At 50.5% G+C, this 19,856-nt stretch carries 18 protein-coding genes; all 18 read left to right on the forward strand.

What is annotated here, in order from left to right; all coding sequences use genetic code 11:
* The first annotated feature begins 15 nt into the window (after window positions 1–15).
* The 18 genes from ACHEXL_RS02340 (at window position 16) to rfbA (ending at window position 19,855) form a co-directional block, all read left to right on the forward strand.
* On the forward strand, window positions 16–1,194 hold the full coding sequence (locus ACHEXL_RS02340; RefSeq protein ID WP_416560450.1) for a Wzz/FepE/Etk N-terminal domain-containing protein: 1,179 nt from the start codon (window positions 16–18) through the stop codon (window positions 1,192–1,194).
* Window positions 1,195–1,742: 548 nt separating this feature from the next.
* Window positions 1,743–2,591, forward strand: a complete 849-nt coding sequence (locus ACHEXL_RS02345; RefSeq protein ID WP_416560451.1) for a hypothetical protein — start codon at window positions 1,743–1,745, stop codon at window positions 2,589–2,591.
* Window positions 2,592–2,629: 38 nt separating this feature from the next.
* Entirely contained in the window at window positions 2,630–3,193 is a 564-nt protein-coding gene (locus ACHEXL_RS02350) for an acyltransferase (RefSeq protein WP_416560452.1), read from the forward strand.
* Window positions 3,190–4,317: a dTDP-4-amino-4,6-dideoxygalactose transaminase gene (rffA, locus tag ACHEXL_RS02355; protein ID WP_416560453.1), complete on the forward strand. Its 1,128-nt coding sequence runs from the start codon at window positions 3,190–3,192 to the stop codon at window positions 4,315–4,317. Before ACHEXL_RS02350 ends, rffA begins: the two co-directional genes overlap by 4 nt.
* A gap of 10 nt (window positions 4,318–4,327) precedes the next feature.
* A complete protein-coding gene (locus tag ACHEXL_RS02360; RefSeq protein WP_416560454.1) occupies window positions 4,328–5,590 on the forward strand; it encodes an O-antigen translocase in 1,263 nt (420 codons plus the stop codon).
* Window positions 5,574–6,821, forward strand: a complete 1,248-nt coding sequence (locus tag ACHEXL_RS02365) for a glycosyltransferase family 4 protein (protein WP_416560455.1) — start codon at window positions 5,574–5,576, stop codon at window positions 6,819–6,821. The genes ACHEXL_RS02360 and ACHEXL_RS02365 overlap by 17 nt, the downstream gene beginning before the upstream one ends.
* A gap of 12 nt (window positions 6,822–6,833) precedes the next feature.
* Complete coding sequence (locus ACHEXL_RS02370; RefSeq protein WP_416560456.1) at window positions 6,834–8,033, forward strand: hypothetical protein; 1,200 nt, start codon at window positions 6,834–6,836, stop codon at window positions 8,031–8,033.
* Window positions 8,033–9,055, forward strand: a complete 1,023-nt coding sequence (locus ACHEXL_RS02375) for a polysaccharide biosynthesis protein (RefSeq protein WP_416560457.1) — start codon at window positions 8,033–8,035, stop codon at window positions 9,053–9,055. The genes ACHEXL_RS02370 and ACHEXL_RS02375 overlap by 1 nt, the downstream gene beginning before the upstream one ends.
* A gap of 3 nt (window positions 9,056–9,058) precedes the next feature.
* Window positions 9,059–10,165, forward strand: a complete 1,107-nt coding sequence (wbjC, locus tag ACHEXL_RS02380; protein WP_416560458.1) for a UDP-2-acetamido-2,6-beta-L-arabino-hexul-4-ose reductase — start codon at window positions 9,059–9,061, stop codon at window positions 10,163–10,165.
* A gap of 6 nt (window positions 10,166–10,171) precedes the next feature.
* Window positions 10,172–10,996, forward strand: coding sequence for a conjugal transfer protein TraN (locus tag ACHEXL_RS02385; RefSeq protein WP_416560459.1), 825 nt, complete (start codon window positions 10,172–10,174; stop codon window positions 10,994–10,996).
* 37 nt (window positions 10,997–11,033) lie between these two features.
* Window positions 11,034–12,170: a non-hydrolyzing UDP-N-acetylglucosamine 2-epimerase gene (gene wecB, locus ACHEXL_RS02390; RefSeq protein ID WP_416560460.1), complete on the forward strand. Its 1,137-nt coding sequence runs from the start codon at window positions 11,034–11,036 to the stop codon at window positions 12,168–12,170.
* Window positions 12,171–12,180: 10 nt separating this feature from the next.
* Window positions 12,181–12,849 (forward strand): aspartyl/asparaginyl beta-hydroxylase domain-containing protein, encoded by a 669-nt coding sequence (locus tag ACHEXL_RS02395; protein ID WP_416560461.1) that lies wholly within the window; start codon window positions 12,181–12,183, stop codon window positions 12,847–12,849.
* A gap of 71 nt (window positions 12,850–12,920) precedes the next feature.
* Window positions 12,921–14,081: a glycosyltransferase family 4 protein gene (locus tag ACHEXL_RS02400; protein ID WP_416560462.1), complete on the forward strand. Its 1,161-nt coding sequence runs from the start codon at window positions 12,921–12,923 to the stop codon at window positions 14,079–14,081.
* The gene (locus tag ACHEXL_RS02405) at window positions 14,078–14,671 is read left to right on the forward strand and encodes a sugar transferase (RefSeq protein WP_416560463.1); all 594 of its coding nucleotides are present in this window, start codon (window positions 14,078–14,080) and stop codon (window positions 14,669–14,671) included. Before ACHEXL_RS02400 ends, ACHEXL_RS02405 begins: the two co-directional genes overlap by 4 nt.
* Window positions 14,668–15,324, forward strand: a complete 657-nt coding sequence (locus ACHEXL_RS02410) for an acetyltransferase (RefSeq protein WP_416560464.1) — start codon at window positions 14,668–14,670, stop codon at window positions 15,322–15,324. The genes ACHEXL_RS02405 and ACHEXL_RS02410 overlap by 4 nt, the downstream gene beginning before the upstream one ends.
* Before the next feature lie 9 nt (window positions 15,325–15,333).
* Window positions 15,334–16,545, forward strand: coding sequence for a DegT/DnrJ/EryC1/StrS family aminotransferase (locus tag ACHEXL_RS02415; RefSeq protein WP_416560465.1), 1,212 nt, complete (start codon window positions 15,334–15,336; stop codon window positions 16,543–16,545).
* 31 nt (window positions 16,546–16,576) lie between these two features.
* Window positions 16,577–18,517 carry a polysaccharide biosynthesis protein gene (locus ACHEXL_RS02420; protein WP_416560466.1) on the forward strand — a complete coding sequence of 647 codons (1,941 nt, stop codon included), beginning with the start codon at window positions 16,577–16,579 and terminating at the stop codon, window positions 18,515–18,517.
* Window positions 18,518–18,982: 465 nt separating this feature from the next.
* Window positions 18,983–19,855 (forward strand): glucose-1-phosphate thymidylyltransferase RfbA, encoded by an 873-nt coding sequence (gene rfbA, locus ACHEXL_RS02425; protein ID WP_416560467.1) that lies wholly within the window; start codon window positions 18,983–18,985, stop codon window positions 19,853–19,855.
* Window position 19,856: the final 1 nt, after the last annotated feature.

Below are 19,856 nucleotides of genomic sequence, written 5' to 3' on the forward strand. Positions count from 1 at the left end.
CCTAAAAAACCAATCGTGACTGACACTGCCAATCCCACCCTCGACCCGCAAGACGACGAAATCAGCCTCCTCGACCTGCTGCAAACCATCGTCGACAACCTGCGCCTGCTCATCCTCGGTCCGTTGGTTGTGGGCCTGGCTGCTCTTGGCATCAGCTTTGCCATCGCCCCCACCTTCACCGCGCAAACCAGCTTTTTGCCCCCTCAACAACAACAAGGCATGGCCGCCAGCATGCTGGCCAGCTTGGGTGCACTCGGCGGCTTGGCAGGGGCGGCCACCGGCCTCAAAAACCCGGCAGACCAATACGTTGCTTTTCTCAAAAGCAACAGAATCAAAGACGCCTTGATCGACCGCTTCAACCTCATGGACCGGTACGACGCCGAATTCAAAGCCAATGCCCGCAAAACTTTGGAAGCCAACGTCAAAATTGCCAGCGGCAAAGACGGATTCATCACCGTGGCGGTGGACGACACCAACCCCCAAATGGCGGCCGACATGGCCAACGCCCACGTGGAAGAACTCACCCGCCTCATGGGCCGCTTGGCCGTCACCGAAGCGCAGCAACGCCGCCAGTTTTTTGAAAAGCAGCTCCTGCAAACCAAAGACAAGCTGGCCCAGGCCGAAATTCAACTCAAACAGACCGGCATTACCAGTGACGTACTCAAAGCCAACCCCCAATCGGCACTTGCAGCTGTGGCGGCACTGCAAGCCCAAGTGACCGTGCAAGAAGTCAAGCTGGGCGCCATGCGCGGCTACCTAGCCGAAACCGCCCCCGACTTCAAACAAGCCCTGACCGAACTGGCCAACCTGCGCAACCAACTGGCCAAACAATCGCAAAACACCCCCACGGGGCAAGGCGATGTGCAGGGGGACTACGTGACCAAATACCGTGAATTCAAATACCAGGAAACCCTGTTTGAACTGTTTGCCAAACAGTTCGAGATGGCCAAGGTCGATGAATCGCGTGAAGGCGCCACCATCCAGGTGCTCGACAAAGCCGAGCTCCCAGAATTGAAAAACAAACCCAAGAAAGCACTGATCGCCATCTTGGCCACCTTGGCAACCGGCTTCGCTCTTTTGCTCTTCGTCTTCATCCGCCAAGCCCTGCGCAACGCCAACCAAGACCAAGAATCCGCCCAAAAACTGGCTACCCTCAAAGCCAGCTGGCACAAAGCCTTTGGCAAACCGATCTGAAGCCATTTTTTTGTAGGGGCTTGCCACTGCAAGCGAATGTGTTTCATGGGGCTAACTCATCGCTTGCAAAACAGTTCTTAATTGAAATAATTAGTTGTTAAATTTTTTATATGTACCCTTTTTAGGGTATTTTTTGAAGAAATCTAATTCTTATTAAGAATACAATCGCAGAGTTATCAAAACGTCCATTCGCCCAAGCTCCGCGTCAGTATCTGGGCATAAGTTCTGCGCTTAAGTTTCCACCGAACGTCACAGGGCCAAGTCTGCAAAACACCTTGCCGGACTGCGGTAGCCTGCATGTCATTCTCCCCAAACTCCATGACCCAACGCCAAGGCCCGCAAAAGCAACTACGCCGTCACTGGCCTTACTTTTACGACCAACAAAACCAGCAAGACTTCAACCAAGCATAGGCTAGCAACCGAAACTCTCCGCCAAAGACCAATCTGCCAAACCTCTGGCCGAGGCAGAACTGTTCTAACTGTCATACCTGCGCATGCGGGTATCGATCCCCTAGTTCCCCCCCAAAAACCCTAGTTCCCCCCAAAAATTGACCGACACCCCTAACTACCCAAAAGACGACGAAATCAGTCTCCTCGACCTGCTGCAAACCATCGTCGACAACCTGCGCCTGCTCGTCATCGGCCCCATCGTGGCTGGCCTGCTGGCGCTGGCAGGTGCATCTTTCTGGCCCAAAACCTACGAGAGCACCGCCATCCTCAAGGCCGAGCCCATCACGGTCAGCATCATGCTCAGCGCTGCCGTGCTCGACCCGATTGCCAGCAGCCTGGGCCATACCCCCCAAATGCCCGCAGACGATGCCCGCGCAAAACTCAAAGCGCAAATCAAAGCCAACATCAACGCCAAAGACAAACTGCTGACCCTGACCGCCCAAGCGAACAGCCCCCAAGCCGCCCAAGCCCTGGCCCAAGCCGTGTTGCAGCAGACCTATACCCAAAGCCAGCCGCGCGACAGCGAAAAGCTGCGCCTGCAAAAGCAACTGGCCCAAGCGCAAGCCCGTGAAAAAGAAGCCACCCAAACAGCCGAACTGTTGGGCGGTAAGCTTGATGCAGTAGGCAGTGCAGGTGCTTCAGAAGTGGCTCAGGGGTACGCCCAAATGATCGGCGTGGTGAAAGAAAGCCAAAATGCTCAAATTGAAATTGAGCAAAAGCACCGAGGTATGGACGACAGCGCTTTGGTGCAAGCAGCCACGCTGCCCACCACGCACACCAGCCCCAAACTCAGTCTCATTGCCCTCTTGGCTACCATGGCCACATGTTTTGCTCTGCTGCTTTTCGTGTTCATCCGCCAAGTCCTGCGCAATGCCAGTCAAAACGTAGAGACAGCCCAAAAAATTAATGCTCTCAAGGCCGCTTTATGCAAGGTCTTAAGCAAATAGAGCTAGAAAATTTAATATTTATAATTCGGAGCTTTCAAGTGGCATATTTAAATAATGATCAACTAAATCAAATGGGTTTTAAGCGACTGGGTAAAAATGTTAAGATAAGTGATAAGGCAAGCATATATAATTCCAATGAAATTGAAATTGGTGATAATTCTAGGATAGATGATTTTTGCGTAATATCTGGAAAAATATCCTTGGGTAATTATGTTCATATTGCGCCTCACTGCCTATTGGCCGGAGGGGATTTAGGTGTAGTAATGGAGGACTTTTCTGGATTGGCATACTATGTCCAAGTATTTAGCCAGTCGGATGACTACTCAGGGAGTAGTTTAACAAATCCAACAATTCCTACAAAATATAAATCCGAAATAAAAAAACAGGTGTATCTCCGTAGGCATGTAATTATTGGAGCAGGATCAATAGTATTTCCTGGAGTTGACGTTGCTGAAGGATGTTCTATCGGAGCAATGACACTTGTGTCAAAGAGTACAGAGCCATGGGGAATATATATAGGTAATCCTGCAAAAAGAATTAAGAATAGAAAAAAAGATTTATTGGTATTGGAAGCAGAATTTTTGAGGGAAATAAATCAATGATTCCATTTAATAAGCCATTTTTACATGGGCGAGAGTTGGTGTATATTGCTCAGGCAGTCGCTTCAGGGAAGATCTCTGGTGATGGATTATTTACGAAAAAATGTCATAAATTTTTCGAAGAAAAATACTTGTTCAAAAAGACGCTTTTGACAACATCATGTACCGATGCGCTTGAGATGGCTGCAATATTATTAAATATTCAGCCTGGAGATGAAGTAATACTTCCATCATTCACTTTTGTTTCGACTGCAAATGCATTTGCATTAAGAGGGGCAAGACTAATATTCGCAGATAGTGGGATAAACAATCCTAATATTGATGCTGCTGAAATTGAGCAGTTAGTGACTCCTCGTACAAAAGCAATCGTAGTTGTTCATTACGCAGGTGTCGCCTGCGATATGGATCGAGTGATCGAGATCGCGAGTGCTAGAAATATCCCGATCATAGAAGATGCCGCTCAAGCGATTGATTCATTTCATAATGACCGACCATTAGGATCTATAGGATTGCTTGGAGCATTTTCCTTTCATGAAACGAAAAATATTATTGCAGGTGAGGGCGGGATGCTTGCAATAAACAATGATTCACTATTTCATCGTGCTGAAATAATTCGCGAGAAGGGTACAAACAGAAGTTCATTTTTTAGAGGAGAAGTTGACAAATATGGATGGGTAGATATTGGATCATCTTTTTTACCCTCTGATATTACGGCTGCTTATCTTTTTGCGCAATTGGAGAACTTAAATCAAATACAAGAAAAAAGGAAATACATATGGCATGTTTATTGGAATGGCTTGAAATCAGCTGTCGATGCAGCAGGTGTTTTCTTGCCAGAAATTCCGGTATGGGCAACGAATAATGCACATATGTTTTATCTTGTAACAAGGAATATTGAGCAACGTACGCATTTGATAGAACACTTGCGTTCTCAAGGCGTAAATGCTGTTTTTCATTATCTATCGCTCCACAATAGTCCTTATTACATGCACAAGCATGACGGAAGGAGTCTCCCAAATAGTGATCGATACATGAATTGTTTAGTTAGACTACCACTTTATTATGAAATGACCAATGATGACATTGATAAAGTAATTGAATCTGTGTTGCAAGCTCTAAAAAACTGATCGCGACTTTGTGAGTAAATTTCTTGCTAACTTAGCCGCGCCTTTAGCGCACAGCTTTCGAATGGCCGCTAACTTGGTTATTCTTAAACTGATTGCTATTACACTTGGTCCGGTCGGAATGGGCGTTCTCGGGAACTTCATGAGTTTGACAACTATGATGTCCATTTTCGCAGGGGGAGGTATCTCTTCAGGTATAACAAAGTATGTCGCTGAATACAAGTCAAATCCAAAGCGCCTCATTGAATTTATAGGTTCCGCACTCACTTTTGGAACATACTTCTCGATTTTTATATTTATTATTTCAATAATATTATCTCGGCAAATTTCAAGTATATTATTCGGGTCAGCGGAATATTATTGGCTTATTCTGGCTGTTGGTATATTTCAGATAATTTGCTTTTTTGGAGTCGCCGTTGTATCAGTCGCCAACGGTTTACGTCGTCAAGATGTTTTTGCAATTATTACACTTGTAGGCTATTCATTGGCAATACCGATAGCATGGGTATTGATTTCGAACTACAAGATCTCCGGTGCAGCTATTGCACTTTTGGTTGTGGCATCGGCAGCTGCATTGCCAGCTACATACTTCGCAGTAAAATCCCCAATAACGAAATTATTTAAATTCAGATTGAAAAGAGCAGATGCAAAGCAATTAGCTCGCTTTTCGTTTATGGCCTTGGCATCTGCAACGATATTTCCTTTTGCAGAAATTTTTATTAGAACATTAATAGTTGATATTTTAGGTTCAAATAATGCGGGCTATTGGCAGGCCACGATACGGCTATCTGGCGCTTATATCGGATTATTCACCCTATTTATGTCTATTTCATATATGCCTATGCTTTCGGCGGAAATTAGAAAAGAGCAAGTGTCGAAATTGATATATAAACATTTGTTGGGAGTTGGAGGCGTTTTCGCTATATTTGCGTGTATTTTGTATTTTCTTAAGAGCGAATTAATTGTAATATTATTCTCTCCAGAGTTCTTGCCCGCTGCTGAAGTCTTGGGATGGTATTTGGTCGGAGATTTTTTTCGTGTTACCGCCTATGTCATTGGATTTCTTGGAGTCGCTAGAGCTGCCTGGCGGCTGTATGTGATTTGTGAAGTCTTGCAGGTAGGCTTGTTGATTTTATTTACCTATGTTGGGCTGATATTAGGTGGTAATTTGATGTATGTAGCTTACGCTTATACTATAGGCTATTTGACATATTTTTTTGTAATGCTCGTTGTATTTCGGCAGTATCAGAAGGGCACTTATGATTTTTTTCGCTAATGCGCTTCCTATGAATGGCGGTAGTACATTTCTAGTCAGAATGTGCCGTGAATTGAGGCATCAGAATATTGCTGTTGCAGTTATTTTGCTACGTAGAGAGTATGACAGTAAACTGTACGCCGAACTTGAAATATCAGCGAAAATATTTTATTTGGATGATTTTTTACTTGATAAAGGTATGATATTTCGTGGTCATATCGGAATTTTCGGATTTATTGATTGGAAAAAGTTGGAGCATTCTTTGATGCCATTTGGTGACCATATTCATGCAATGGGAGCTATGGGTTTATTTCTGTGTTGGAGGATGTTTTTTTCAAAAATTCGTTTTTCATTAACTGTTGGTATATATCATCAAAATGAATTTCTGTATAAGGAATTGAATTATTTATTCGCGAAGCGAATTACTTCAATTTTTCTTCAAATCCCTACTGTAAATGTTATTTTTTTTAACGAAGCGAGTCGCGATAATTATTCAAAGTTTTTTAAAAAAGATTTTTCTTCTTCTTTGGTATTGCCGATAGGGATAGATTTGCCGAGTGGTGATGTTAATTTATTTTGTGACGATAGTTTTCGTATTGTATCTGTAGGGAATTTGGTTGAATTTAAGACGTACAACGAACATCTAATAAGAGCATTGCCGAATTTGGTCATTAAATATCCAGAAATTAAGTATGATATTTTCGGTTCTGGACCAAATGAAAATCATTTAAAAGATATTGTAACTCAACTTGGATTATTGGATCAAGTGCGTTTCCATGGTGAAATCGAATATTCAAGAATTAAATTTGCATTAAATAAAGCTGCACTATTTGTTGGTAGTGGCACATCTCTCGTGGAGGCTGCAGCTTTAGGTGTGCCTGCATTGATAGGTATTGAGTCAATTAAAACGCCGGAAACTTATGGCTTTTTATCTGATATTGACGGGCTGTCGTACAATGAAAATGTTTCATATTTGCCCAAGAAAAAAATATCATCATTACTTGATGATTTTTTTGAAGATGTTAGTATGAGAAATGAATTATCGATAACGTGTCGTAAAAAGAGTCAGCAATTCGCAGTGACAAAGACCGCCGAGGGGTTTATTTCTTTAGATGTTAGAAGGTTTGATTTTAATAAAATCTATCAAATCTTCATCTTGCCGTCACTTTTTGTTTCATTTCTCAATATTGCATTTCGCGATAAGTTTTTGGGTTTCAATGAATTTTCGAATAGAAGAAATCAATCATATTAATGCATATTGACAATGTATTTTGTACTTGGATTGGTGCCTGAAACACTATTGTTGCTGCCATATTTGCCTAATGGGTTGAGATTTGAATATGTTGTAGTTGCGCTTTTGACTTTTCCTTGTTTGATACTTAAAAAATATCGTGTAAATTCAAATATATTATTGTTGGCGGGTTGTTTATTTTTTTCTTTGTTGCCACTTATAATTTCTAGTGCATATTCATCTGAGACAGGGTTGTACGCTTCACCTTTAGATATGTTCGCACGTTTGGCGCTTCCTGGTGTTATGCTTATTTTCTTTTCTTTAATTTTTAGCGTAAGAAAAACAAATTTTGATCAGTCTATTGATTCGGTTGTTATTGTTTCATCACTGGTTTCTGGAGTTTCAATTTTAAGTTTTTTGGTTCCTGGTTTCAATAATTTTTTGTCACCTTGGGTTAGTGGTAATGAGGAGGGCGTCTGGTATCAATCTATTGCTGTGGGGCGAGTGGTTGGGATATTTAATCAACCTTTAGAGGCTGGTTTGTTTTATTCGGTCGCACTTTTTTCTGTGATAACTAGATTTTGGTTGAAAAAATCGGTGCCGTTCGGTATCTTCTCATTAGTTATAATTGTTTTAGCGGGTGTGTTGACTCTTTCCAAAATTTTCTTGGTGTTGGGTATTTTTCTTGGATTTATATTTGCATTGGTTTTGGGTTTGATTTCATTGAATCGCTTTTTTTTAATTATTTTCATTTTAATTCCTTTGGTGCCTGTGGTCGGTCACTTACTTGCTCCTTTATATGTTGATTCTTTAATCCAGCTGTATGATGAGTTCGGTTTGTTATTTGCTCTCACTGCGGGGAGATTGGGTGCGCCGTCAGAAAATACTGAGCTGTATCTTAGGTTGCTTAGTGATTTTAATTGGATAATAGGTTTCGGTTTGGGTTCTCAGTTGCCTCTTGATAGTGGATATCTTGAGTATTTCTATCAAGGAGGTTTTGCATCTTTTGCTGGTTATTTAATGTTTATATGTTGCTGTTTTTTCTATGCGTGTAAAAAATGGAACTCAATTCAGGGTAGACTTTTATTTTTCTTGTCAATGTTGTTGGTGTTGGCTTCGTTTGGAGGTCCGGTTGTGTCAGCTGGACGTGCAAACATAGCGTTTGTCTTGCTTTTGGTGGTCGCACTTACTTCTGATAAGGTTGACTGTCGATATAAACGAGAGGTGATGTAATGCGTGGTGTTTTATTGATAACAGGTGGAACAGGTTCTTTTGGTAATGCGGTTTTACGTCGTTTCATTAACTCGGATTTGTGTGAAATTCGAATTTTTAGTCGTGATGAGAAAAAGCAAGACGACTTACGCAAAAAGTACAACAGTCCTAAGCTGAAGTTTTACATCGGCGATGTGCGCGACCCACAGTCCGTTATGAACGCTGTACGGGGCGTAGATCATATTTTCCACGCTGCCGCACTCAAGCAAGTTCCGTCATGTGAGTTTCATCCCCTTGAGGCTGTTAAGACAAATGTGCTGGGCACCGAAAACGTTCTCGAAGCTGCAATTCAGTGTGGTGTTCAGCGAGTTGTGGTGCTCAGCACCGACAAGGCCGTCTACCCCATCAATGCCATGGGCATCAGCAAAGCCATGATGGAGAAAGTTGCCGTGGCCAAGTCGCGCAACAGCGCCCAAACCGTGATCAACGTCACTCGCTACGGCAACGTCATGGCCTCGCGGGGCTCGGTGATCCCGCTCTTCATTGAACAAATCCGTGCGGGCAAGCCCATCACCCTGACCGACCCGAACATGACCCGCTTCATGATGACGCTCGACGATGCGGTGGACTTGGTGCTCTACGCCTTTGAGCATGGCCAGCCGGGCGAAATCTTTGTACAAAAGGCACCAGCTGCCACCATTGAGGTACTGGCTAAAGCCTTGACAGCATTAGTAGGCAAGCCTGAACACGAGGTGCGGGTGATCGGCACCCGCCACGGCGAAAAGCTCTACGAAGCCTTGCTCAGCCGCGAAGAGATGGTGGCTGCTGAAGACTTGGGTGGCTACTACCGCGTGCCCCCTGATTTGCGCGACTTGAACTACGGCAAGTTCGTGGAGCAGGGCGAAACCAAAATTTCTGAAGCCACCGACTACAACTCGCACAACACCGAGCGTTTGGACATTGTTGGTATGCAGGCTTTGTTGATGAAGTTGCGCTTCATGCAAGCCATTGCCCGAGGTGAACACGTGGAGCCAGAGGAGTAAGCCATGAAAGTCCTGGTCACCGGTGCCAACGGTTTCATTGGCAAAAATTTGGTTTTGCGCTTGCGTGAGCGCGCAGGCACCGAGGTCTTGACCCTGTTGCGCGGCGATGGCGACAGCGCTTGGCAAGCCGCGCTGGCCCAAGCCGACGCGGTGGTGCATCTGGCCGGTGAGAACCGGCCCACCGACCCCGCCGCGTTTGTCGCGGTCAACACCGGCCTGACCCAGCGCATGTGCCAAACCTTGCAAAGCATGGGCAAGCGCATACCGGTGTTGTTCAGTTCATCGGCGCAAGCCGAACAAGACAACCCCTATGGGCGAAGCAAACGGGCCGCCGAAGAGGCATTGGCCCAATTGGCCAAAAGCAACGGCAACCCCGTGGTCATTTACCGTTTGCCCGGTGTGTTTGGCAAGTGGTGCCGCCCCAACTACAACTCGGTTGTGGCCACTTTCTGCCACAACAAGGCGCACGACCTGCCGGTGCAGATCAACGACGCTCAGGCCCGTGTGCGCTTGGTGTATGTGGACGACGTGGTGAATGCCTTTTTGCAAGCGCTCGAAGAGCCCATTGCCGGCGTGAGCCACCCTGCGGTGGCTCCCGAATACACCATCACCTTGGGTGAGCTGTCAGACCAGATCGACGCGTTCAAGAATTGCCGCAGCACCTTGGTGTCTGAGCGCGTGGGCACGGGCTTGACACGCGCCTTGTACGCCACCTATGTGAGCTATTTGCCGGTAGAAAAGTTTGCCTATGGCGTGCCGTCCCACGGTGATGCCCGAGGCGTCTTTGTGGAGATGCTCAAAACGCCCGATGCGGGCCAGTTCAGCTATTTCACGGCGCACCCCGGCATCACCCGTGGTGGGCATTATCACCACACCAAAACCGAAAAGTTTTTGGTCATCAAAGGCCACGCCCGTTTTGGTTTTCGCCACATGCTCACCAACGAGGTGCACCACCTGGAAACCCACGGTGACCAGCCCCAGATCGTGGAAACGGTCCCCGGTTGGACGCATGACATCACCAACATCGGCGCTGACGAAATGGTGGTCATGCTCTGGGCCAATGAAATTTTTGACCGTGCCAACCCGGACACGATCACCAGCAAGGTTTGAATTTTCATGCTGCGCTCGTTTGGCTTCCCTGTTCAGACTCAGCCGCTCTTTCTTTTTTCAAAAGATGCTGAACTGAAGGCGTCGGACGCTTATTTGCAGGCTAAAGCAGGAGATAAACAGGCTGCAGTGACACTGCTCATTGACTTGGCTGTGTCATGGCTCCACGAACACGGTGATCGGTTCGAGCCTGGCCTGACTTTCTTGGCACCGCATGCTTCAGAAGCGAGTGGTGACAATGCGATTCCCCAAGCCTTGGCTGCGGTTTGTGCGTTGATGTTTCAAGGTGCAGTGGATAACGAGATTGTTCAGTCCGACCGGGTGTTCCATACAGGAGCGGACCCCATGGAGCGAATGGCTGCCAGGGCTCAATTTGAAGGTGCGGTCACTCCTGGCGCGAAGTATGTTCTGGTGGACGATGTCACAAGCCTGAGTGGAACTCTGGCAGAATTGTCGAATTACATACAGATTTTTGGTGGTGTGGTGCACGATGTGGTGGTGTTGGTTAACGCTGGCCGCGATAAGGCATTGGTCCCTAGCAAAAAGTTTGTTCAATTGATCAAGGAGCGGTTTGATGATGAATTCACCGAAGTCTTCGGCATCGAGCCTACAGCGCTCACAGCCAACGAAGCCAATTACCTTGTGGGCTTCACCACAATTGACAGCATCCGAAATCGACTCGCTGCGGCGCGGCAAGAAATCGATAGCCGATTACGTTCAAAAGGAATTACCCGCACAGCTCAAGGCCAGACATCTGGAGCATCTGCTGCCGCAGGGTTAATTCCAAACACACTTGAAGCGGGTGACCCGGCTTCTAAACCGCATCGTGGATGACTCGCCCGATGCGGTTTTTTTATTTTTTGACATACCCATGAAAAAACTCAAAATCATGTCGGTCGTGGGTACACGGCCTGAGATCATTCGCCTCTCGCGTGTATTGGCCGCACTGGACCAGCACTGCGACCATGTGCTGGTGCACACAGGTCAAAACTACGACTACGAACTGAACCAGGTGTTTTTTGACGACCTGGGCGTGCGCAAGCCGGACTTCTTTTTGAACAGCGCCGAGGGCAGCACAGGCGCTGCCAACACCATTGGCAACCTGATCACCGGGGTGGACGGCGTTTTGGCCCAGGTGCAGCCCGAGGCGATGTTGGTGCTGGGTGACACGAACAGTTGTTTGTCGGTGATTCCGGCCAAGCGGCGCAAGGTGCCGATTTTTCACATGGAAGCCGGTAACCGCTGTTTTGACATGCGTGTGCCCGAAGAGACGAACCGCCGCATCGTGGACCACACGGCCGACATCAACCTGACCTACAGCACGATTGCCCGCGACTACCTGCTGCGTGAGGGCCTGCAACCGGACCAGGTCATCAAAACGGGCAGCCCAATGTATGAAGTGCTGCACCACTACCTGCCACAAATCAAGGCTTCGGATGCTTTGCAGCGGCTGGGGCTGGAAGTTGAAAAGTATTTTGTGGTGAGCGCTCACCGTGAAGAAAACATCGAGTCCGAGCAGAGCTTTACCAAGTTGGTGCAAGTGCTCAACAGCGTGGCCGAAGACCATGGCTTGCCGGTCATTGTGTCGACCCACCCCCGCACGCAAAAACGGGTGGATGCAACGGGTGCTCAGTTTCACCCGCTGGTGCGCCTGATGAAGCCGCTGGGGTTTCATGATTACGTGAACCTGCAGATGAACGCCAAAGCAGTGTTGTCGGACAGCGGCACGATCAACGAAGAGTCGTCCATCTTGAACTTTCCGGCACTCAACCTGCGTGAGGCGCACGAGCGGCCTGAAGGCATGGAAGAAGCAGCCGTGATGATGGTGGGCTTGGAAGTGGACCGCGTGCGCCAAGGCCTGGCGATTGTGGCCACGCAAGCGCGGGGTGAAAAGCGCGACTTGCGCCTGGTGGCCGACTACAGCATGCCCAATGTGAGTGCCAAGGTGGTGCGCATCGTTCACAGCTACACCGATTACGTGAATCGGGTGGTTTGGAAGAAATACTGAAAGGCTAAAAATGAATCCAGGAGCATTTTTATATAAAGAAAAAATATTTTCTGAGGATGAAATTTATAAAATATCATCCCTTGCAAAAGATCTTGAAAGTAGCAAGAGAAGCGTTCACTCTGCAGGTGGTACATATTCTGACTTGAAATGGTTTCAGGTTGATTTAAGTAAAGATTTTGCCTTTTGTGAGACCATCTTGTCTGAGCTGGCGACCTCAGAACCCGAATTACTTGTCTTCTATTATTTGGAGCCCGGTGCAACGTTGCATCCACATAGAGATTTGACAGGCGCAAGCATGAATAACAGAATTAGGTTTCATGTACCTGTTATAACTAATCCAGGTGTGGAATTTGTTGTGAATAATGAAAAAATTAAGATGGCGCCTGGAGATTTGTGGTGCTTAGATACTTCCTATGTCCACTCTGTGCGAAATGATGGGGATGAAACAAGAGTTCATGTAATAGTAGAATTAAATATTAATGATGTAATTAAGAAGAGGCTGCCTGGTGGCTATAAAGCTAAGCTTCATAGCTTTAATTATGCGTTGATTTTGGGTGGTAGTTTTATTAAGGCGGTTTTTGTAAATTCCATTAGAAACCCCAAATATTTTCTAGAGCAAATGGGGATGGTGCATAAATTTATTAAATGGAGAGTATTTAAGTCGGAAAAGCCAAAGTGAGAATCTTAATTTTTTCTCAATGGTTCGATCCTGAGCCAACTTTTAAAGGCTTAATCTTTGCCCGAGAGCTGGTGAGCGAAGGGTTTGATGTGGAGGTGGTCACGGGCTTCCCCAACTATCCGGGGGGCCGGGTGTATGCAGGCTACAAGATCAAGCTGATCCAGCGCGAATGCATTGACGGTGTGCAGATCACGCGGCTACCGCTGTACCCCAACCACGATCAATCGGCCATCAAGCGGGTAATGAACTACGCCAGCTTTGCGGCTTCAGCCTTGGTGTATGGCTTGTTCATGGCCAAGCGTGCGGATGTGATGTACGCGTATCACCCCCCGCTGACGGTGGGCATTGCCGCCAGCTTGATCCGCTGGGTGCGCGGCATTCCGCTGGTGTATGACATTCAAGACATGTGGCCCGACACCTTGCGGGCCACGGGCATGCTGAACAACCCTCGGGCATTGGCTTTGGTGGGGCGCGTGTGCGACTGGGTCTATAAACGGGTGGATCAGTTGGTGGTCTTGTCGCCGGGGTTCAAGCGTTTGCTGATGGAGCGCGGTGTGTCCGAGAGCAAGATTGACGTGATTTACAACTGGGCCGATGAGTCGGCTCTGATGTCGCCCGTGGGGGTGGTGCCAGCGGCATTTCCGGCCGTAGATCGCTTCAGGGTGGTGTTTGCGGGCAACATGGGCAAAGCCCAAGCGTTGGATGCAGTGCTCGATTCTGCTGCGATATTGCAAGCGCGTAGCTCGCGTGCCAGCTTCGTGCTGATAGGCGGGGGCGTGGAGGTGAACCGCTTGAAAGCCCGTGCAAATGAGATGAAGCTGAGCAATGTGGTGTTTTTGCCGCCGGTGCCGATGTCCGAAGTGGGCACGGTGTTGGCGGCGGCCGATGTGCTGCTCGTTCATTTGCGCAAAGATCCGTTGTTTGAAATCACCATCCCATCCAAAACGCAGGCGTACATGGCCGTGGGCAAGCCCTTGTTGATGGCGGTCAACGGCGATGCGGCTGACTTGGTTCGCCAGGCACGTTGCGGTTTGACCGCAGAGTCAGAAAACCCGCAAGCCCTGGCCGATGCCGTAGATGCCCTTGCGGCAATGCCTGCCGATGAACTGTGCACGATGGGTGAGAACGCCAGTCGCTTTTACCGTGAGGCATTGGGGTTGCAAGTGGGTGCCACCAAGTTTGCTGCAGTGTTCGAACGTTTGAGCCATAAGGTGCGTGAGGCAGAGAAATGAAGCGGTTGTTTGATTTGTTGGCTTCTGCCTTGGGCTTGCTGATGTTGGCCGTGCCTCTGGCTTTGTTGGTCTGGCAGGTGCGGCGTAAGCTGGGCAGCCCGGTGTTGTTTACCCAGGTTCGCCCCGGCTTGCACGGCAAGCCGTTCAAGATGGTCAAGTTCCGCACCATGACGGACGAGCGGGATGCCAGCGGCGCTTTGCTGCACGATGCCCAGCGCCTCACGCCTTTTGGTCGCTGGTTGCGGGCCAGCAGCCTTGACGAGTTGCCCGAGCTGTGGAATGTGTTGTGCGGCGAGATGAGTCTGGTGGGGCCGCGCCCTTTGCTGATGGAATATCTGCCGCTCTATTCGCCCGAGCAGGCCCGCCGCCACGAGGTGCGCCCTGGCATCACGGGTTGGGCGCAGGTCAATGGCCGCAACGCCATCAGTTGGGCCGATAAGTTTGCACTGGACGTTTGGTATGTGGACCATCGCAGCTTGTGGCTCGATGTGCTCATTTTGTGGCTGACAGTGCGCAAGGTGTTGGTGCGCGACGGCATCAGTGCGGCGGGCGAGGCGACGATGCCTAGGTTTGAGGGGGACAAGTCATGAAGTGCTTTGCCATTTTTGGGGCCAGCGGATATGGCCGTGAGGTTTTACCTTTGGTGCGCCAGCAGTTACAGGTCGCTTTGGCGGCGGGTGATGCTGATTTGGTCTTTGTGGACGACCATCCACCAGCGTCTGTGGTGAACGGGCAGCGGGTGCTGACTTATGCACAGTGGCTGAGAGAGCCCGCCAGCAGCCGACACATGAATGTGGCCATTGCCAACAGCCGTGTGCGCGAGCAGTTGGTGCAGCGTTGCGTGGCCGATGGGGTACAGTTTTTTGAGGCGCGGGCGGCCAATGTGGTGCAGCTCGATGAGGTTCAGCTGGGCGAGGGCGCGGTGTTGTGCCCCTTTGTCACGCTGACCAGTAACATCCGCATTGGCAGGCATTTCCACGCCAACATTTACAGCTATGTGGCGCACGATTGTGTGGTGGGTGACTTTGTGACCTTTGCCCCTAGCGTGATGTGCAACGGCAATGTGCACGTTGAGGACCATGCCTACATTGGCACGGGCGCGGTGATCAAGCAGGGCCTGCCGGGGGTACCTTTGGTCATTGGCCGCGGCGCGGTGGTGGGCATGGGGGCGGTGGTGACCAAGAGCGTGCCACCGGGCGTGACAGTGGTGGGCAATCCGGCACGACCTTTGATCAAAAACTGAAGAGACGAAATGCTGAACACTCCCTTTTCCCCCTGGCCCAGTTTCACCCCCGAAGAGGCTGACTCAGTGCACCGCGTGGTGATGTCCAACAAGGTCAACTATTGGACGGGCACCGAAACCCGCGAGTTTGAAAAAGAGTTTGCCGCTTGGTGTGGTACGGCGCATGCCGTAGCGCTGGCCAATGGCACGCTCGCGCTCGATGTGGCGCTGAAGGCTTTGGGCGTGGGGCCGGGCGATGAGGTGGTCGTCACGCCGCGCACCTTCATTGCGTCGATTTCGTGTGTAGTAAACGCAGGTGCGGTGCCTGTGTTTGCCGATGTGGAGGCGGACAGCGGCAATATTTCTGCCCGCACGATTGCGGCGGTGTTGTCCCCCCGGACCAAGGCCGTGGTGTGCGTGCATTTGGCGGGCTGGCCCTGCGACATGGACCCGATCATGGTGCTGGCGGCTGAGCGTGGCCTTAAAGTGATTGAGGATTGCGCCCAGGCGCATGGGGCGAGGTACAAAGGGCGGCCTGTGGGCAGCATCGGCCATGTGGGGGCCTGGAGTTTTTGCCAGGACAAGATCATGACCACGGGCGGCGAGGGCGGCATGGTGACTACCAATGACGAGGCTTTGTGGCGGGCGATGTGGTCGTTTAAGGACCATGGCAAGAGTTACGAGGCGGTGTATGAGCGCCAGCACCCACCGGGTTTCAGGTGGTTGCATGAGAGCTTTGGCACCAATTGGCGCATGCTTGAGATGCAAGCCGTGATTGGGCGCATTCAGTTGCGGCGCATGAACGATTGGGCTGCAGCTCGTAAACACAACGCGCAAGCCATTTGGTCTGCTTGTGCAGAGTTTGCGGCTTTGCGCGTCCCGCAGGTCAAGTGCGCCAGTTGCCCGGGTGGCTGTGCAGCGGCGGGCGCGACTTGCGAGCATGCGCATTACAAGTGCTATGCCTATGTGCAGCCTGAGCGCTTGGCCTCGGGTTGGACTCGTGACAGGATTGTTGAGGCGATCATGGCCGAGGGCGTGCCTTGTTACCAAGGGTCTTGCTCTGAGGTGTATTTGGAAAAAGCGTTTGAAGGCACGGGCTGGCGGCCAGAGTTTCGTTTGCCAGTGGCCAGGGCGTTAGGCGAGACGTCCATCATGTTTTTGGTGCACCCGACTTTGACCCAAGCCGAGATCGATAAAACGTGTGAATTGATTCGTAAAGTGATGGTTCAGGCCACTGTCTGAGCCATTTCACAAGTGTGTTTCCGGTTTTAAGATGAGCTTATCTTTTTTGACTGACTATCTGTTGATGCTGCCACGCCCGCTCAAGCGGTCGTTGGCTTTAGGGGCCGACGCGTTTGTCTGCGCCATCACGGTGTGGATGGCCTTCAACTTGCGTCTGGAGTCGTGGACGGCTTGGTCGCCCGCGCACTTCACGGCATTTGTGGTTGCCGTGGCATTTGCATTGCCGCTGTTCATTGTGTTTGGTCTGTACCGGGCCATCTTCCGTTATGCGGGCTTGCCTGCTTTGATGACGGTGTTGAAGGCAGTGGCGCTTTACGCTTTGCTTTATTGTTTGGCGTTTGCTGTGGTGGGCGTGCCAGGGGTGCCACGCTCTGTGGGCGTTTTGCAGCCATTGCTGCTGCTGTTGGGCGTCACGCTGTCGCGGGCGTTTGTGCGTTATTGGTTAGGGGGTATTTATCTGGGCATCGTGCACCGCGAGCGATTGCCTCAAGTGTTGATTTACGGTGCAGGCTCTGCTGGGCGGCAATTGGCCGCGGCGCTAAAGACCAGCCCCGAGCTGGTGGTGGTGGGCTTGCTGGACGACGATGACCGTTTGCATGGGCAGGTGCTCAATGGCTTGAAAATTTTTGACCCTGCAGAGATCGTGAGCGTGGTGAATAAGTTGCGCGTGACGCAGGTGTTTTTGGCCATTCCGTCGGTGTCACGTGCCAGGCGCAATGAGATTTTGGAGCAGATACGCGCTGCCCATGTGCAGGTGCGCACTTTGCCTGGTTTGATGGATTTGGCGCAAGGCAAGGTGCAGGTGTCTGACCTAAAAGAGTTGGACATCGAAGACTTGCTGGGCCGCGACCCGGTGCCTCCCAACCCCTTGATGCTGGCCAAGAACATCACGGGCAAGGTGGTGATGGTGACAGGAGCGGGAGGCTCGATTGGCTCAGAGTTGTGCCGGCAGATTTTGCGCGTGGGGCCGACAACCTTGTTGTTAGTTGAGTTGACAGAGTTTGCGCTGTATTCGATCCACCAGGAGTTGGAGCATTGGGTGGCAGAGTCTTCGTTGGATGGCGTGACTTTGGTGCCATTGCTGGCCAGTGTGCGTGATGCCGTGCGCATGGGCGAAATATTGGGCACCTGGAAGCCAAGCACGGTGTACCACGCAGCCGCTTACAAGCATGTGCCCCTTGTGGAGCACAACCCGGCTGAGGGCGTCAAGAACAATGTGATGGGAACTTTGATCACGGCACTGCAGTCAGCTTTGCATGGGGTCAGCGATTTCGTGTTGGTGAGTACCGACAAGGCCGTGCGCCCGACAAATGTGATGGGGGCCAGCAAACGTCTGGCCGAGATGGTGCTGCAGTCCCACGCTGCTGTGATGCATGAGCGAAGTGGCAAGACCTGTTTCAGCATGGTGAGATTTGGCAATGTGCTGGGTTCTTCGGGCTCGGTGGTGCCGCTGTTTCGCAAGCAGATCAAAGAGGGTGGACCGATCACCTTGACGGACGAGCGGATCACTCGTTACTTTATGACCATTCCTGAGGCGGCACAGTTGGTGATTCAGGCGGGTGCCATGGCCACTGGGGGAGATGTGTTTGTGCTGGACATGGGTGAGCCGGTGAAGATCATCGATTTGGCCAAGCGCATGGTCGAGTTGTCGGGCTTGGGCCTGAAGGATGAGGCCAACCCCGCAGGTGACATTGAGATACGGATCACGGGCTTGCGCCCCGGAGAAAAGCTGTACGAGGAGTTGTTGATTGGCGACAACCCGATGCCTACCCACCACGCGCGCATCATGAAAGCGCACGAAGACTTTTTGCCTTGGGAGCAGCTGCAACCGAAACTGAATGAATTGAACCTGGTCTTGGACATCAACGATGTCCCCCGGATTCGCGCCCTGCTCAAAGTTTTGGTGCCGGGCTACCAACCTGATGGAGGTGTGGTGGATTGGGTGTGGATGGAGCACGCCAAATCTGAGTGACAACGTAGCAAGTGCGAGATATTTTTCAACCAAGGAGCCTCAGGGCTCCTTGGTTGTTTGTGGGTCGGGTGTATTGGCCATCTAAAGCGCCGTCATGAGTGTTAAGTAATGCACATGGCCAGGTGAACCCCGGTGGAAATCATCATGTGTTGAGTTGAGCGGTCTTTGGAGCCCGACAAAAAGAGCTGTGTTTCTGTCACCACCGATTGGACACGCTGGGGCAAGGTGGGCGATGAAGTGACCAGCAGCAGGGCCATTGGATCCGCTGGAAAACCGCTACCCCGTGCCGACCCCAGAGGCCGTTGGTTGTTATGAGGGCGTGATTGTGTTGGGCGGAGCGACGCAGCACACGGGCAGTTACCAAACGCATGCTCAGATGACGCGCTCACCCGGTGGCCAGCGAATGGCTTTTACAATGCCTTCCACGCCCCTTGTGTTGGGGGCCATTCAAAGCGCTAGATACATATGACAAATCGCAAAGGCATCATCCTCGCTGGTGGCTCCGGCTCCCGGCTGTACCCCGTGACACAGTCGGTCAGCAAGCAGCTGATGCCGGTGTATGACAAACCCATGGTGTATTACCCGCTGACCACGCTGATGTTGGCGGGTATTCGGGATGTGTTGTTGATCAGCACGCCGCAAGACACGCCCCGATTCGCCGAGCTGTTGGGCGACGGCAGCCAGTGGGGCATGAACATCCAATATGCGGTGCAACCCAGCCCCGATGGTTTGGCGCAGGCTTTCATCATTGGCAAGGACTTTGTGGGCAACAACCCGAGTGCGCTGGTGCTGGGGGACAACATTTATTACGGGCATGACCTCGTCAAGTTGTTGGCCAATGCGAACGACCACCGCAGCGGCGCGAGCGTGTTTGCTTACCATGTGCACGACCCGGAGCGCTATGGTGTGGTGGAGTTTGATGGGGCGTTTAAGGCGCTGAGCATTGAAGAAAAGCCCAAACAACCCAAGAGCAACTACGCGGTGACGGGCTTGTATTTTTACGACAATCAAGTGTGTGACATTGCGGCTGACATCAAGCCTTCACCGCGCGGCGAATTGGAAATCACCGATGTGAACAAGCGGTACTTGGCGCTGGGGCAGCTCAATGTCGAGATCATGGGCCGGGGCTATGCCTGGCTGGACACCGGCACGCACGACAGTTTGCTGGAGGCGGCAGGCTTTATTGCCACGCTGCAAAAGCGTCAGGGCTTGATGGTGGCCTGCCCCGAAGAGATTGCCTTCGCCCAAAAGTGGATCGATGCCGCCGCCGTGCAGAAACTGGCAGCGCCTTTGGCCAAGAATGGCTACGGGGTGTACTTGATGAACTTGATCAAATAAA

Origin of the sequence: Limnohabitans sp. YIMB22184, assembly GCF_048020265.1 — a bacterium.
Lineage (GTDB): Bacteria > Pseudomonadota > Gammaproteobacteria > Burkholderiales > Burkholderiaceae_C > Limnohabitans_A.

What these genes read in the sequence shown, in the direction of transcription:
- rffA (WP_416560453.1), top strand. Translation starts at nt 3,190, where the DNA reads ATGATTCCATTTAATAAGCCATTTTTACATGGGCGAGAGTTGGTGTAT.
- ACHEXL_RS02365 (WP_416560455.1), top strand. Translation starts at nt 5,574, where the DNA reads ATGATTTTTTTCGCTAATGCGCTTCCTATGAATGGCGGTAGTACATTT.
- ACHEXL_RS02370 (WP_416560456.1), top strand. Translation starts at nt 6,834, where the DNA reads ATGTATTTTGTACTTGGATTGGTGCCTGAAACACTATTGTTGCTGCCA.
- ACHEXL_RS02375 (WP_416560457.1), top strand. Translation starts at nt 8,033, where the DNA reads ATGCGTGGTGTTTTATTGATAACAGGTGGAACAGGTTCTTTTGGTAAT.
- wbjC (WP_416560458.1), top strand. Translation starts at nt 9,059, where the DNA reads ATGAAAGTCCTGGTCACCGGTGCCAACGGTTTCATTGGCAAAAATTTG.
- ACHEXL_RS02385 (WP_416560459.1), top strand. Translation starts at nt 10,172, where the DNA reads ATGCTGCGCTCGTTTGGCTTCCCTGTTCAGACTCAGCCGCTCTTTCTT.
- wecB (WP_416560460.1), top strand. Translation starts at nt 11,034, where the DNA reads ATGAAAAAACTCAAAATCATGTCGGTCGTGGGTACACGGCCTGAGATC.
- ACHEXL_RS02395 (WP_416560461.1), top strand. Translation starts at nt 12,181, where the DNA reads ATGAATCCAGGAGCATTTTTATATAAAGAAAAAATATTTTCTGAGGAT.
- ACHEXL_RS02405 (WP_416560463.1), top strand. Translation starts at nt 14,078, where the DNA reads ATGAAGCGGTTGTTTGATTTGTTGGCTTCTGCCTTGGGCTTGCTGATG.
- ACHEXL_RS02410 (WP_416560464.1), top strand. Translation starts at nt 14,668, where the DNA reads ATGAAGTGCTTTGCCATTTTTGGGGCCAGCGGATATGGCCGTGAGGTT.
- ACHEXL_RS02415 (WP_416560465.1), top strand. Translation starts at nt 15,334, where the DNA reads ATGCTGAACACTCCCTTTTCCCCCTGGCCCAGTTTCACCCCCGAAGAG.
- ACHEXL_RS02420 (WP_416560466.1), top strand. Translation starts at nt 16,577, where the DNA reads ATGAGCTTATCTTTTTTGACTGACTATCTGTTGATGCTGCCACGCCCG.
- rfbA (WP_416560467.1), top strand. Translation starts at nt 18,983, where the DNA reads ATGACAAATCGCAAAGGCATCATCCTCGCTGGTGGCTCCGGCTCCCGG.